Below are 14,492 nucleotides of genomic sequence, written 5' to 3' on the forward strand. Positions count from 1 at the left end.
CGAGCCGCGCTCTTGACGGCTTGCGCTCGATCAAATCCTATCCGCCGCGATCCCAGGGAGTTTCGTTCATGTCCGTCGACGACAGGCCTACGCTCAGCGCTCCCGACGACGATCCCTGGCTCTGGCTCGAGGAGATCGAAGGCAAGCAGGCGCTCGATTTCGTGGCGCGGCAGAATCAGCTCACGCTCAGCGCGTTTGGCGGAAAAGCCTTCGAGCGCGACCGCGACATCCTCGCGTCGATCTACGATCGTCCCGACAACATTCCCTATGTCAGCCGGCGCGGCACCGACCTGCATAATCTCTGGAAGGACGCCACCAATCCGCGCGGCCTGTGGCGGCGGACCACGCTGGCGGAGTTTCGCAAAGCGAGTCCTGCGTGGGAGGTCATGCTGGATATCGACCAGCTTGCGGCAAAAGAAGGCGAAGACTGGCTGCTGAGCGGGATCGCCACGATGCCGGGAAGCTCGCGAGCGATCCTGAGCCTGTCGCGCGGGGGCAGTGACGCCGTGACGTTGCGGGAATTCGACCTCGCCACGAAGAGTTTTGTGGCGGGCGGCTTTGCGCTGCCGGAGGCAAAGGGCGGTGCTGACTGGCTCGATGCCGACACGCTGCTGCTGTCGAGCGCCCATGGCGAGGGCATGGCGACTGCTTCCGGATATTCGCGGACCGTTCGCGTATGGCGGCGCGGCCAGCCCGTCGATCAAGCGCAGGTGGTCCTCGAGACCACCGCCGATCACATGGCGATGTCAGGCATGGCCGACGACACCGGACCGGCGCCGCGGGTCTGGATCGTCGACCAGATCGACTTCTTCAATCATGCCATCTGGCTGCGCGATGCCGCCGGCGCGTTGACGAAGCTCGATCTGCCGACCGGCATCTGGATGCAGGCCCATGGCGACTGGTTCGCGATCAAGCTGCGCAAGGACTGGACGGTTCAGGGGCGGACCTATGTCACCGACACCGTGCTTGGCACGTCGCTGTCAGCCTTCCTCGCAGGCAATCGCGATTTCGCAGTTCTGTTCGAGCCATCGCCGCGGCGCGCGCTGCAAGGTCTGTTCTGGGTGGCGGGCAAGCTGCTTCTCTCGATCCTCGACGAGCTCAAGCCGCAGTTCGAGATTCGCACGCCGTCCGCCGCAGGCTGGAGCCGCGAGACGCTTCCAGGCCTGCCGCAGATCGGCGTCGTCGACGTCTGGCCGCTCGACCGTCATCCTTCGGAGAGCAATGGCGATCTGCTCGCCAATGTCCAGGATCCGCTGACGCCGCCCTCGCTGCTGTTGATCGAACGCGGCGTCGCAAGCCCGACCGTGCTGAAGCAGGCGCCGAAGACGTTCACCGCCGACGGCCTCGTGGTCACACAGCACGAGGCGATCTCGATCGACGGCGAGCGCATTCCCTATGTGCAGACCGGTCCCACCGGGGAGACCGGCGATGCGCCGGTCTATATGAGCGCCTATGGCGGCTTCGCCCATTCGGTGAAGCCGTACTACAACCCCTCGCTCGGCAAGCTGTGGCTCGAGCGCGGCGGCACCACCGTGCAGGCGAATTTGCGCGGCGGCGGCGAGTTCGGCACCCGCTGGCACGACGCCGGCCGCCTCGCCGGCAAGAAGCTCTCGCACGACGATTTCGCGGCCGTTGCTGCCGATCTCGTGCGACGCGGCGTGACGAAGCCAAGGCGGATCGCGGCCCAGGGCGGGTCGAACGGCGGCATCCTGATCACCAACATGCTGGTCCGCTACCCCGAGCGCTTCGGCGCGCTGTTCTGCACCATCCCGCTGATCGACATGCGCCGCTACACAAAACTGCTCGCGGGCGCGAGCTGGATCGCGGAATATGGCGACCCTGACAAGCCCGAAGAGTGGGACTGGCTGAAGACCTACTCGGCCTATCACAACGTCAAGGCCGGCCAGCCCTATCCGCCGATCCTGATCGCCACGACACGGCGCGACGACCGCGTTCATCCCGGTCACGCGCGAAAGATGGCCGCAAAGCTCCAGGCGATGGGCTACGAAGCGTGGCTCTACGAGCCGGAAGCCGGCGGCCACGGCTACGGCAAGGACAACAAGGAGCGCGCCGGCTTCGAGGTGCTCGGCTTCCGGTTCTTGAAGGAGAGGATCGGCTGGCGGGACGAAGGCTAGCGTTCGGGCGCTGCCGCTTCCGCATCGTCATGGCCGGGCCTGACGAACTCCTAACGCGCAAACACCAGCGTCAGATTATTCGCGGGCATGTCGATCGTATCGACGAGGCGAAGACCCGCGCCGCGTGCGAGCGTCTCGACGTCGCTGATATCACGCACGCCCCATTCGGGATTGCCTTCGCGCAAGGAGGTGTCGAACACGGCATTGCTGAGAGCGGTGTGCTTGCCGTCGCGCTTGAACGGGCCGTAGAGGAACAGCTTGCCGTCGGCGCGGAGATAACGGCCAGCACCGGCGAACAGGCCCTCGGCCACGCTCCACGGCGCGATGTGGATGACGTTGGCGCAGAACAGGGCGGCGAGACTCGTCGGGCCCTGCCCGCTTCGCATCTCTGGACACCAGTCGGGGTCGGTGAGATCAATCCGCAAGGGCGAGCGGATGTTTTGCAGGCCCGAATGGACGCGCCAGGCCTCGATGCTCTTGAGGTGGCGCTGGTTGAGGTCGCTCGGCCACCAGACCAGGCCGGGCGTGTGCTGCGCGAAATGGACCACGTGCTGGCCGGTTCCGCTGCCGAGCTCGACCACGTCGCCGGTCAGGCCTGTGAGATGCTTTTCCAGCGCGGTCCAGAGCGGCTCGTGATTGCGATGAAATGCCGGCGCATCGAGCCGCCCATCCGGCTCGACCCGTCCGCCGTCCCTGCCAAATTCGACGACATATTCAGCCAATTGAGGTCCCCTTGAAAAAACGAGAACGGGAAAAAAAGACACGATGGGCGCCCAAACGCCCTGAAAACAGCCGGCCACAGCGCTCCTGGCCCGAATCCGCCGAACAAGCAGTCTCCTTAGTTGCAATGCGGAAGATATTAACTCCATTTTGCCGCGCGCATAGTCTTGATTGTCAGCCGATGCCCTTTGTGCTTTGGAACACTATATTTCCGCGAACGAGATCATCGACATAACGCCTCGGAACGACGCCTTGACCGCCTTTCCACGGACGCCCGTCCTTTACCTCCTGCTGGCCATCGCCGCCGGCCTTGCCGCAGGCCCCGTACGGGCGCAATCCGCCGTGGCCGACGGCCAGAAGCTCGCCTTCGACCGCGGCAAGGGCAACTGCCTGACCTGCCACGTCATCAAGGGCGGCGACCTGCCGGGAACGATCGGACCGGAGCTGAAGGACATCAAGTCAAAATACCCTGATCGCAACGAGCTGGTCGCGATCATCTTCGACGAGACCAAGCGCAATCCGCAGACCATGATGCCGCCGTTCGGCCGGAACCGGATTTTGACCGAGCAGGAGATCAGCGCGATCGTTGATTTCCTCCAGACCCTGTGACTTCAGGCACGCCAGGAGACCTCCGATGACCACGACCAGCGGCCCACTCGCGACGCGTCGCCTGATCCTTCAGGGCGCAGCCGGCGTCGCGCTGCTCGGCCTCGGCAACCTGCCGTTCGGCGCCACGTCCGCACTCGCGGCGGCGAACGACAAATATCCGGAAGAAGCATTCAAGCAGAAGAGCGAGGCGGACGCGATCAAGGCGCTGTATGGCAAGACCGCCGAGCCGTCCGACAAGGTCAAGCTCGACGCTCCCGAGATCGCCGAGAACGGCGGCGTCGTGCCGATCTCGGTGACGACGACGCTCGACAAGGTCACCTCGATCTCGTTCTTCGTGGCCGAGAACCCGAGCGCGCTCGCAGCGTCCTACAGGATTCCTGATGGCACCATCCCTGCTGTCGCCAACCGCCTGAAGATGGCGAAGACCACCAACGTGACTGCGATCGTGGAAGCCGACGGCAAGCTCTACAGCGCGACCAAGGAAGTGAAGGTCACCGTCGGCGGCTGCGGCGGCTAGGAGAATAAAGATGGCATCCAGCATTCGCGTACGCGCCACGGCCAACGGTGACATCACCGAAGTGCAGACGCTGATCCAGCACCCCATGGACACCGGCCTGGTCAAGGACTCCAAGGGCGAGGTGATCCCGGCGCACTTCATCCAGCAGCTGAAGTTCGAATGTAACGGCAAGAACGTCTTCGTCGCCGATTGGGGCACCGCGGTCTCCAAGGACCCCTATGTGAAGTTCAGCTTCAAGGGCGCCAAGAAGGGCGACGATCTCAAGGTCACCTGGACCGACAACAAGGGCGGGTCGGACACGACCACCGCGAAGATTTCCTGATGAAGGCCCGCTTCTTTCTCCTGCTTGGTTCGGTGAGCGCCGCGCTGGTCGCGTTCGCCCTCACCTCTCCGCGCGTGATCGCGGCCGACAAGGTCGATCCCGCGGCCGATGCGAAAGCGTTCCAGGACTTCTTCTTCCAGAAGTTTCCGACCGTGAAGCACGACGACTTCGTCAACGGTCCCTATTCCATGAACGAGGACATGAAGCGGCAGTGGCAGGAGAAGGAGGAATTTCCGCCCTACGAGTTCGCGCTCGATGCCGGCAAGGAGATGTTCGCGACCCCGTTCAAGAACGGGAAAACCTATGCCGACTGCTTCCCGAACGGCGGCATCGGCATCCGCCAGAACTATCCTTACTTCGACGAGAAGGAAGGCAAGGTCGTCACGCTGGAGCTCGCGCTCAACCGCTGCCGCGAGGCCAATGGCGAGGCGCCCTATTCCTACGTCAAGGACGAGATGGCCTCGCTCACCGCCTACATGGCCTTCACCTCGCGCGGCAAGCCGATGGACATCAAGATCCCCGATGACCCCCGCGCGCTCGCGGCGTTCGAAAACGGCAAGCGCTATTTCTACACGCGCCGCGGCCAGATGAATTTCTCCTGCGCGAGCTGCCATGTGCAGAGCCCGGGCGAGCGCATCCGCGCCGAGATCCTGGCGCCAGCGCTCGGCATCCTGAATGCGATGCCGATCTACCGCTCCGAATGGAGCGGCATGGGCACGACCAGCCGCCGCTTCGTCACCTGCAACAGTCAGACCCGCGCGGTTCCGCTGGAGCCGCAGGCGGATGAATATCGCGATGTCGAATATTTCCTCTCCTACGTCGCCAACGGCCTGCCGATTTCCGGCCCGGGAGCGCGGCCATGAAGCTGTCACTTCCTCTCGCCATGGTGCTTGCCCTGAGCCTCGCACCAGCAGCGCGCGCGGCCAATGAGGCGGACTACAAGGCGGCCTATGCCGCTGCGGAAGCTGCTTCCAAGGAGGCAGCCGGCATGCGCAACCAGTGGACCGTGACCGTATCTGCGCTGGCCGCGGCCAGGAAGGCGGCCGACGGAGGCGATTTCGACCGCGCGGTTGCCGCTGCGAAGGAGGCCGAGGCGCTGGCGAAGGCCTCGATTGTCCAGGCAACGTCTGAAAAAGAAGCCTGGAAGGCGATGGAAATCCGCTAGACTGGCCTGGAGCGCGACAAGATCGCGCTCCGGAGTATTGTTTGAGCATGATCTTGTCGGAAAACCGCTGCACACTTTTCCGGATCATGCTTGTGGAACCGTCGAACTGCCGAGAATAGGCGCGGAGATTTTTGGGATGGCCATCCGCCGCCGCGATTTCCTGAAGAGCACAGCCGCTGCTGCCGTGTCGCTTGGCCTGCCGCGGCTCGCGCGCGGCGCCGACACTGCGAGCATTTACGACCTCGAACGGTTCGGCAATGCGCGCATCCTGCACACCACCGACACGCATGCGCAGCTCAACCCGGTCTATGTCCGCGAGCCCAGCGTCAATATCGGCATCGGCGAGATGGCAGGACGGCCGCCGCATCTGGTTGGCCGCGCCTTCCTCGAACGGTTCGGGATCCGCTCGGACAGCGCCGATGCCTATGCCTTCAGCTGTTTCGAATTCGAGAAGTCCGCGGGCCGCTTCGGCAAGCTCGGCGGCTTCGCTTATCTGAAGACACTGATCGATCGCTTGCGCGGCGATGCCGGCGAAAAGCACTCCGTGCTCGTCGACGGTGGTGATCTCTGGCAGGGCACGGGTCTTGCCAACATCATGCAGGGCCGCGACATGGTCGAGGTTGCCAATCTGCTCGGCATCGAGGCGATGACCGGGCATTGGGAATTCACCTATGGCGAGCAGGCGCTGCGCGACAATCTCGAGCGCTTCAAGGGCGAATTTCTGGCGCAGAACGTCTTCCTGACCGAGGAAGCCGCGTTCAACGACGCTCCCGCGTTCGACAAGGCGAGCGGGCGCGTGTTCAAGCCCTCCGTGATCAAGGAGCTCGGCGGCCATCGCGTCGCCATCGTCGGCCAGGCTTTCCCCTACGTGCCGATCGCGCATCCCAAGCGTTTCACGCCGGACTGGACCTTTGGCATCCGCGAGGAAGAGCTCCAGAAGCATGTCGACGGCCTGCGCGGCACCGACAAGGTCGATGCGGTCATTCTGCTGTCGCACAACGGCATGGACGTCGATCTCAAGCTCGCGAGCCGCGTCACCGGCATCGACGTCATCCTCGGCGGCCATACCCATGATGCGATCCCGCAACCCATCGCGGTGAAGAACGCCAGTGGCACGACGCTCGTCACCAATGCCGGCTCCAACGGAAAATTCCTCGGCGTCCTCGATCTCGCGCTCGACAAGGGCAAGGTCGGCGATGTCAGGTACCATCTGCTGCCGGTCTATTCCGAGTTGCTGAAGCCCGACCCTGGCATGGCCGAACTGATCGGCCGGGTGCGCGCGCCGCATGTGACCGACTGGTCGGAGAAGATCGCAACGCCAGACCGCCTGCTGTATCGCCGCGACAATTTCGCCGGTCCCGTCGACGAGCTGATCTGCACCGCGCTGCGCAGCGAATTCGACGCCGAGATCGCGCTGTCGCCGGGCTTCCGCTGGGGCGTCACCGCACTGTCCGGCCAGCCGCTGACCATGGAGGATGTGCTCGCGGAAACCGCGATCACCTATCCCGAGACCTATGTGCAGGAGATGACCGGCGCCCAGATCAAGGAGGTGCTGGAAGACATCTGCGACAATCTCTTCAACCCCGATCCCTACTACCAGCAAGGCGGTGACATGGTGCGCGCCGGCGGGCTTAGCTACACCTGCACGCCGACGGGTGCGATCGGCAGCCGCATCTCCGAGCTGAAGCTCAATGGCGGCAAGGCGCTCACCGCGAGCCACCGCTACAAGGTCGCGGGCTGGGCCTCGGTCAACGGCCAGCAGGGCGCGCCGGTGTGGGATGTCGTCGCCAAATATCTGCGCTCGGGCCGGATGTTTCAGGAGCGGCTCGGCTCCGGCGTCACGCTGAAAGGCGTCGAGGGCAATCCAGGCATTGCAGGACAGGGATGATGCGGTCGCAGATCTTATCCGCGATGCTGCTGGCGACGTTCGCCTTCGTCGCCACGCCATGGGCCTCGGCACAGCAGGTGCCGCTCCAGGACAAGCCGTTCGCCGAGCACAGGATCGTGCTTCAGCTCTCCGACGGCGATGTGAAGAAGCACGCGCTGGTGCTGAGCGTCGCCAACAATCTCCTGAAGGCCTACGATCCCGACAAGGTCGCGATCGAGGTGGTGGCGTTCGGCCCCGGCATTGATCTCCTGTCATCAGGCAGCGAGCGCCGCAAGCAGGTCGAAAGCCTGATCGCACAGGGCGTGCGCTTCGATATCTGCCTCAACACGGTCGACACGATCGAGCGGGAGACCGGGAAGCGGCCGGAGTTCATCCCGTCGGCGACGCCGGTGCAGGTCGGGGTCGGGCAGATCCTGTTCCTGGCGGAGAACGGGTACACGGTGGTGCGGCCCTGAGCCTTCGGCCGTGGCACGACGCCGCGACACCCTCGGTGTCATTCCCGCGAAAGCGGGGAATCCAATACGCCGCGGCCCCTCCGTATCCCACCACTGCCTCTGGAATACTGGATCGCCCGCCTTCGCGGGCGATCCAGCGGTGGTGGGGCGAGGATCTGCGGCAAAACCGCCCCCACCCCATCACGCAGAGTAAGAATTTTCTAAATTCTACTCTCCACACAGTGAATTGCTTCTCTTTCCAGCCTCTGGCGTAGTAGAATCCTCGGAACCAGTTCCACACCGGGTTTTGCCATGATCTTTCGCCAGCTCTTCGACAGCGTTTCGGGCACCTACAGCTACGTCCTCGCCAGCCGCCCCGGCGGCGAGGCGCTGATCCTCGATCCCGTGCTGGAAAAGGTCGACCGCTACTGCCAGCTGCTGCGCGAGCTCGACCTCAAGCTGGTCAAGGCGGTCGACACCCATCTCCATGCCGACCACGTCACCGGGCTCGGCGAGCTGCGCGACCGCACCCATTGCATGACCGTGATGGGCGACCAGACCAAGGCCGACGTGGTGGCGATGCGGGTCGCCGACGGCGACAAGGTGACGATCGAGGGCCTGTCGCTCGATGTGATGTACACGCCCGGCCACACCGACGATTCCTACTCGTACCTGATGGGCGACCGTGTCTTCACCGGGGATACGCTCTTGATCCGCGGCACCGGCCGCACCGATTTCCAGAACGGGTCGTCGCGTGCGCAGTACGATTCGATCTTCAACCGCCTGCTCAAGCTGCCGGACGAGACGATGGTCTTCCCGGCGCATGACTACAAGGGCGATACCGTCTCCACCATCGGCGAGGAGAAGCGCTACAATCCGCGGCTCCAGGTGCGCTCGGTCGACGAATATATCGAGCTGATGGCGAACCTGAAGCTGCCCAATCCGAAGATGATGGACGTGGCGGTGCCCGCCAACATGCATGTCGGCCTGCATCAGGAGGAGCTGGAGAAAGAGGGCCGCGCAGTCAGCGCCGTCGAGGCGATCCGCATCCTCGGCCGTCCCGATATCCTGCTGGTCGATCTGCGCGAGACCAATGAGCGGACGAAGCACGGCATGCTCGAAGGCGCGCTGCATACGCCCTATCCGTCCGTTGAAGACAGTCTCAAGCCCGGCGGCATGCTGCGCGAGGTCGCGGCCGCCACGGGCCGCCGCGTCGTGTTCTTCTGCGCCTTCGGCGAACGCTCGGCGATGGCTGTCGCCGCCGCCAAGGAAGCCGGCCTTTCCAACACCGCCCACATCGCCGGCGGCATCGATGCCTGGAAGAAGGCGGGCGGGCCGGTGGTGCACTGACGCCCCCTTCTTGCGGTAAGTCAGGAACCGCACATATTTTCGGGGTAGAAGCGGGTGAGGCATCACCATCCGGGATCACCCATGGCCAAGATTGGCAAACCGGGCAAGCCGCCCAAAGTCGCTGATAACCAGCAAGCGGACGACAGGGCGAAGAAGCCCCCGCCTCCGCTCGACGACGACGATTGCGACGACGGCGACATCGCGACGCCGAAACGCGACCGATACGGCAATGATGACGAGCCGTTGTGAGGGATCGCTGCTGGTTTTGACCCGACCCTCGCGCCACACTCTCCGCTGTCGTCCCTGCGAAAGCAGGGACCCATAATCCCAGGCAGTAGTTTGGCGGGGAATCGTCGTTCGGTACTGCGACCAATCACGATCGATAGATTCCGCGGTATGGGTCGCTGCGTTCGCAGGGACGACAGGGGGATGCGTCCGCGCTACCTGCCATGCGCCCGCGTTCATGGACAAATAACGGCTCTCCCCGATAGTTTGCACGTCTCCCTTAAGGACGTGAAACGGAACTGCAATGGTCGACGTTCTCGCCGCACCGCAACAAGGCAAGGCGGACAGCGCGCTGCGCACGCTGACCGGGATTTCGATCGCGCATTGGGTCAGCCATTTTCATCTGCTGGTCCTGCCGATGCTGTTTCCGTTCCTGAAGAGCCAGCTCGGCGTCGGCTATATCGAGCTCGGCTTCGCACTCACCGTATCGGCGGTCGTATCCGGCCTGACGCAGGCGCCGACCGGCTATCTCGTCGACCATTTTGGCGCACGCAAAATCCTGCTGGGCGGGCTCACGCTCGGCGGCTTCGCGCTGATCCTGCTCGGCGTGCACCTCAGCTATACCTCGCTGATTGCCTGCGCGGTGCTGCTCGGGCTCGCCAACAGCGTCTATCACCCCGCCGACTACGCGATCCTCGCCGAACACATGGATGAGGCGCGGATGGGACGTGCCTTCTCGATCCACACCTTCGCCGGCTATCTCGGCGGCGCGCTGGCACCGGCGATTGTTGCCGCACTGATCACCGTCTCCGGCGGGACAGGCGCGATCATCGCTTCGGGTGCGATCGGCGTGCTGGTCGCGGCACTGCTGGTCGTGATGAACATTCCCGATGCCGGCGCATACAAGAAGAAGCCCGGCGCCGCGGATACGCCGAAGCAGGCCGTCATCACGCCGGCGCTGATCACGCTCACCGTTCTGTTCACGCTGCTCAGCCTGTCGGTTGCCGGCATCAATAATTTCGGCGTGGTGGCGCTGATGAGCGGCTACGGCTCGTCCTACTCCGTTGCCAATGTCGCGCTGACGGCATTTCTCGGCTCCAGCGCCGTCGGCGTGCTCGCCGGCGGCTTCCTCGCCGATTACACAGAGCGCCACGGCTATGTCGCCGCCGCCTGCTTTGCCGCAAATGCGCTGATCGTGCTTCTGATCGCGCTGGTGACGCTGCCGGGCTGGGCTTTGACCGTCACGATGGCGAGCGCGGGCTTCCTCTCCGGCGTGATCGCGCCCTCGCGGGACATGCTGGTGCGCAACGCCGCGCCTCCCGGCGCCGCCGGCCGCGCCTTCGGCATCGTCTCCACCGGCTTCAATCTCGGCGGCATCGTCAGCCCGCTGCTGTTCGGCTGGATCATGGACCAGAGCGCGCCGCACTGGGTGTTCGGGGCGTCCGTGATCTTCATGCTCGCAACCGTGGTGCTGTCGCCGTTCACCGAGCGGAAGCCTGCCAAGGCTTAAGCTACAAACTCAACTGTCGTCCCTGCGAAAGCAGGGACCCATAACCACAGGGAGGAATGCGGCGCGAGACTGATAACTCCGAGTCTTCGCCAAACACCTCCCTGTGGTATCGCGACGAGCGCAAGCGCTCGCGCGGGGGTCCCGGATCTGCGCTTCGCTTGTCCGGGACGACGGCCGCGAGAGATGCGCACAACAAACCAAACAAAACGGGAAGAAACACCATGAGCACCCCTGATCTCGTGATCCGCGGCGGCACTGTCGCGGACGGCAACGGCGGCGAATTGTTCGAGGCTGACGTCGCCATCACCGCCGGCAAGATCACCGAGGTCGGCAAGGTCTCCGCCAAGGGCAACGAAGAGATCGACGCGCGTGGCAAGCTCGTCACGCCCGGCTTCGTCGACGTTCACACCCATTATGACGGCCAGGTCACCTGGAGCCAGGACATCACGCCATCGTCGCAGAACGGCGTCACCACCGCGATCATGGGCAATTGCGGCGTCGGCTTTGCGCCGTGCAAGCCCGCCGACCACACCCGCCTGATCCAGCTGATGGAAGGCGTCGAGGACATTCCCGAGCCGGTGCTGAGCGCCGGCATTCCCTGGGCCTGGGAGAGCTTTCCGGATTACATGAACTGGCTCGGCAAGCGCGACTTCGATATCGATGTCGGCGCGCAGCTGCCGCACGCCGCGCTGCGCGTCTATGTCATGGGCGAGCGCGGCGCGCGCCGCGATCCCTCGACGGCGGAGGACAACGCCGCAATGGCGAAGCTCGCGGGCGAAGCGGTGCGTTCGGGAGCACTCGGTTTCTCGACCTCACGTACGCTCAACCACCGCACCTCGACCGGCGACTTCACGCCGACGCTGAAGGCCGGCGAGGACGAGCTCACCGCGATTGCCGGCGCCATGCACAGCCAGGGCCGCAGCGTGCTGCAATTCGTGCTGGACCTTTCAACCATTCACGAAGACCTGCCGATGATGCTGCGGGTCGCGGATGCCACCAAGTGCCCGATCTCGTTCTCGATCACGCAGAACGACAAGGCGCCAAACCGCTGGCGCCAGACGCTGGACGAGATCAATGCGGCCGCCAGGCGCGGCCTCTCCATCACCGCGCAGATCGCGGCGCGCCCGGTCGGCCTGCTGCTCGGTCTCGAGCTGTCACGCAACCCGTTCCAGACCCATCCGAGCTACAAGGCAATCGCGCATCTGCCGCTGAAGGAACGTCTCGCACGGCTGCATCAGCCGGACGTGCGCAAGGCCATTTTGAGCGAGACGGCGACCGCGACCGACGATCCGCTGTTCTTCCGGCCCAACTACGACAAGATGTTCTTGCTCGGCGATCCCCCTGACTACGAGCAGCCGCCGGAGAACGCGCTGGGCCCGCAGGCGCGCAAGCAGGGCCGGCAGCCGGAAGAGCTCGCTTACGAGGCGATGCTCTCCGACGAAGGCCGCGGCATGCTCTACGTGCCCTTCCTCAACTATGCCGACGGCAATCTCGACGCGACGCGCGAGATGCTGATCGATCCGCAATCGGTGCCCGGCCTCTCCGACGGCGGCGCGCATTGCGGCATCATCTGCGACGCGAGCTTCCCGACCTATCTGCTGACGCACTGGACCCGTGATCGCAAACGCGGCGAGAAGCTCTCGATCCCGTTCGTGGTCGCGGCGCAGTCGCGCAAGACCGCGCTCTCGGTCGGCCTCACCGATCGCGGGCTCGTTGCGCCCGGCTACAAGGCTGATGTCAATGTGATCGACTACGACCGGCTGCATCTGCATCCGCCGAAGGTGCATTACGATCTGCCCGTCGGCGGGCGGCGGCTGTTGCAGGATGTCGACGGCTACGAGGCGACGATCGTCTCGGGCGTGGTGACGCGGCGGCACGGTGAGGCCACGGGACGCCGGCCGGGGAAGTTGATTCGCGGCGCGCAGGGGATGGCGAGCTAGCGCGGCGTGGCCGCTTACCCTCCCCTGGAGGGGGAGGGTCGATCGCGCGCAGCGCGAGCGGGGTGGGGTGATCTCTCCACTCGGGCACTGTTCGTCGCGGAGGGACCGTCACCCCACCCCGCTACGCATTCCGCTTCGCTACATGCGTAGCGACCCTCCCCCTCCAGGGGAGGGTAAGACAGCGCCCCTTACGTCGGCGAGACCGCGCCCTTCAGCGCTGCGCCTTGCGGGGCCGCACCGCGGGTCAGCCTGGCCTTTTCCGTGTTCGGCCAGAGCAGGAGCAGACCGATGACACCGGAGCCGACCATGACCACCGCATTGATGGTGAAGCCGGTCATGTAGCCGTCGAGCATGCTGCCGGCACGCTGGATCACGGTGCCCATGACGTTCGGCGCGATGATCCCCGAGAGCGTATAGAGGGCGCCGTAGATCGCGATGACCGCGCCGCGCTGCGAGGCCGGGGTGAACTCGCCGAGCATCGGCGGGCAGACGACATAGATCGCGCCACAGAGGCCAGAGCCGACGACGAGCGCCGCGATCTGAAGACCAGCGCCTTGGACGTGCGGCATCATCGCCAGGATCAGGCCGCCGATGATCAGCGGCACCGAGCCGAGCACGCCGCGCGAGATGCGCGTGGTATAGCCGCGCGCCATCATCACCTGCGAGATCCACCCCGTGAGGATGACGATTGTGGCGCCGAACACCCAGGGCAGGATCGAGACGAAGCCGGCCTGACTCTGCGAGAAGCCGAGGCCCTTGACGATGAACGGCGTGAACCAGGTGAGGCCGAGCGACAGCGCCCAATAGGCCCCGAAGGTCGCGATCACGCAGCCGAGGAAGGTGCGCGAGGTCAGAAGCTGAACATAAGGAATTTTCGGCTCCGTGACGGCGAGAACCTGCGTGTCCTCGAGCGGGCCTTCCTTGCCGAACGTCAGCCAGGCGCAAACCCACATCAGGCCGACGACGCCGAGCGCGCCAAAGGCGTAGTGCCAGGAGTGGTTGACGATGACCCAGTTCAGCGCCGGCACGGCCAGGATGACGCCGAAGGCCGAGCCTTGCGACAGGATCGCGGTCGGCAGCGTACGCTTCTCGTCGGGAAACCATTTGTAGATCGCGTGGGCTGCGACCGAGAAGGCAGGTCCCTCGCCCGCGCCCAGCACGATGCGGCAGATCAGGAGCGTGGTGAAGGAGACGGTGCCAACCATCGGAAACTGCGCCAGCGCCCAGATCACCGCCAGCGTCAGCAGCACCCAGCGCGTCGGCACCTTGTTGACGATGAAGCCGACCACGATGGCCGAGATCGAGAACAGGAAGAAGAACGAGGAGCCGAGCAGGCCGAATTGCTCGGCGCTGAGCTTCATGTCGGTCATGATCGGCACGCCGGCGAGACCGACGACGATCTTGTCGGCGAAGTTCACGACCATGAAGAGAAAGAGGAGAAAAGTGACGGTCCAGGCGCCCTTCGGCGTTTGCGTTGCCAAACCCTTAGATTCCCCCGCCGTCCTGCCCGCAACGTCGGGCGTTCCCTGAGCGCTCATCGTTCTCCCCGTATGTCTTCTTGTCGGCACTTTTGATTTGGCCGTCTTTGGAGCTAACAACGGCTTGAAAGCCAACGCAACCCCGGCATTTCCACGGCAAGTGTGCTACGCAGCATTGAGTTAATTCCGTCCGGCGCAT

General features: G+C 64.5%; 14 protein-coding genes. 12 read left to right on the forward strand and 2 right to left on the reverse strand.

Translation table 11 applies throughout. The features are described 5' to 3' along the window. Nucleotides 1-68: 68 nt before the first annotated feature. On the forward strand, nt 69-2,135 hold the full coding sequence (locus tag JQ627_RS28690; RefSeq protein ID WP_212487729.1) for a prolyl oligopeptidase family protein: 2,067 nt from the start codon (nt 69-71) through the stop codon (nt 2,133-2,135). Between the two features lie 50 nt (nt 2,136-2,185). On the opposite strand, the gene JQ627_RS28695 is transcribed toward JQ627_RS28690, so the two are convergent. Continuing rightward, a complete protein-coding gene (locus JQ627_RS28695; RefSeq protein ID WP_212487731.1) occupies nt 2,186-2,857 on the reverse strand; it encodes a DUF938 domain-containing protein in 672 nt (223 codons plus the stop codon). A 250-nt stretch (nt 2,858-3,107) separates the two neighbouring features. On the opposite strand from JQ627_RS28695, the gene soxX reads away from it, so the two are divergent. The 11 genes from soxX (at nt 3,108) to JQ627_RS28750 (ending at nt 12,815) form a co-directional block, all read left to right on the forward strand. After that, a complete protein-coding gene (soxX, locus tag JQ627_RS28700; protein WP_212487734.1) occupies nt 3,108-3,464 on the forward strand; it encodes a sulfur oxidation c-type cytochrome SoxX in 357 nt (118 codons plus the stop codon). Nucleotides 3,465-3,489: 25 nt separating this feature from the next. Then, entirely contained in the window at nt 3,490-3,981 is a 492-nt protein-coding gene (gene soxY, locus JQ627_RS28705) for a thiosulfate oxidation carrier protein SoxY (RefSeq protein WP_212487736.1), read from the forward strand. A gap of 10 nt (nt 3,982-3,991) precedes the next feature. Continuing rightward, complete coding sequence (gene soxZ, locus JQ627_RS28710; RefSeq protein WP_212487738.1) at nt 3,992-4,303, forward strand: thiosulfate oxidation carrier complex protein SoxZ; 312 nt, start codon at nt 3,992-3,994, stop codon at nt 4,301-4,303. Beyond that, a complete protein-coding gene (gene soxA, locus JQ627_RS28715; RefSeq protein ID WP_212487740.1) occupies nt 4,303-5,166 on the forward strand; it encodes a sulfur oxidation c-type cytochrome SoxA in 864 nt (287 codons plus the stop codon). The genes soxZ and soxA overlap by 1 nt, the downstream gene beginning before the upstream one ends. Continuing rightward, nucleotides 5,163-5,468 carry a hypothetical protein gene (locus JQ627_RS28720; RefSeq protein ID WP_212487742.1) on the forward strand — a complete coding sequence of 102 codons (306 nt, stop codon included), beginning with the start codon at nt 5,163-5,165 and terminating at the stop codon, nt 5,466-5,468. The genes soxA and JQ627_RS28720 overlap by 4 nt, the downstream gene beginning before the upstream one ends. A gap of 136 nt (nt 5,469-5,604) precedes the next feature. Further along, complete coding sequence (soxB, locus tag JQ627_RS28725) at nt 5,605-7,356, forward strand: thiosulfohydrolase SoxB (protein ID WP_212487744.1); 1,752 nt, start codon at nt 5,605-5,607, stop codon at nt 7,354-7,356. Further along, nucleotides 7,353-7,811: a hypothetical protein gene (locus JQ627_RS28730; protein WP_212487745.1), complete on the forward strand. Its 459-nt coding sequence runs from the start codon at nt 7,353-7,355 to the stop codon at nt 7,809-7,811. Before soxB ends, JQ627_RS28730 begins: the two co-directional genes overlap by 4 nt. Before the next feature lie 291 nt (nt 7,812-8,102). Next, the gene (locus tag JQ627_RS28735) at nt 8,103-9,140 is read left to right on the forward strand and encodes an MBL fold metallo-hydrolase (RefSeq protein ID WP_212487746.1); all 1,038 of its coding nucleotides are present in this window, start codon (nt 8,103-8,105) and stop codon (nt 9,138-9,140) included. Nucleotides 9,141-9,221: 81 nt separating this feature from the next. Next, nucleotides 9,222-9,389, forward strand: coding sequence for a hypothetical protein (locus tag JQ627_RS28740; RefSeq protein ID WP_212487747.1), 168 nt, complete (start codon nt 9,222-9,224; stop codon nt 9,387-9,389). 280 nt (nt 9,390-9,669) lie between these two features. Next, nucleotides 9,670-10,875, forward strand: coding sequence for an MFS transporter (locus JQ627_RS28745; RefSeq protein ID WP_212487748.1), 1,206 nt, complete (start codon nt 9,670-9,672; stop codon nt 10,873-10,875). 221 nt (nt 10,876-11,096) lie between these two features. Further along, nucleotides 11,097-12,815 carry an amidohydrolase family protein gene (locus tag JQ627_RS28750; RefSeq protein ID WP_212487749.1) on the forward strand — a complete coding sequence of 573 codons (1,719 nt, stop codon included), beginning with the start codon at nt 11,097-11,099 and terminating at the stop codon, nt 12,813-12,815. Between the two features lie 188 nt (nt 12,816-13,003). On the opposite strand, the gene JQ627_RS28755 is transcribed toward JQ627_RS28750, so the two are convergent. Beyond that, on the reverse strand, nt 13,004-14,353 hold the full coding sequence (locus JQ627_RS28755) for an MFS transporter (protein ID WP_212487750.1): 1,350 nt from the start codon (nt 14,351-14,353) through the stop codon (nt 13,004-13,006). Nucleotides 14,354-14,492: the final 139 nt, after the last annotated feature.

It is taken from the genome of Bradyrhizobium liaoningense, assembly GCF_018130785.1.
In the GTDB taxonomy this organism is placed as follows: Bacteria; Pseudomonadota; Alphaproteobacteria; order Rhizobiales; family Xanthobacteraceae; genus Bradyrhizobium; species Bradyrhizobium liaoningense_A.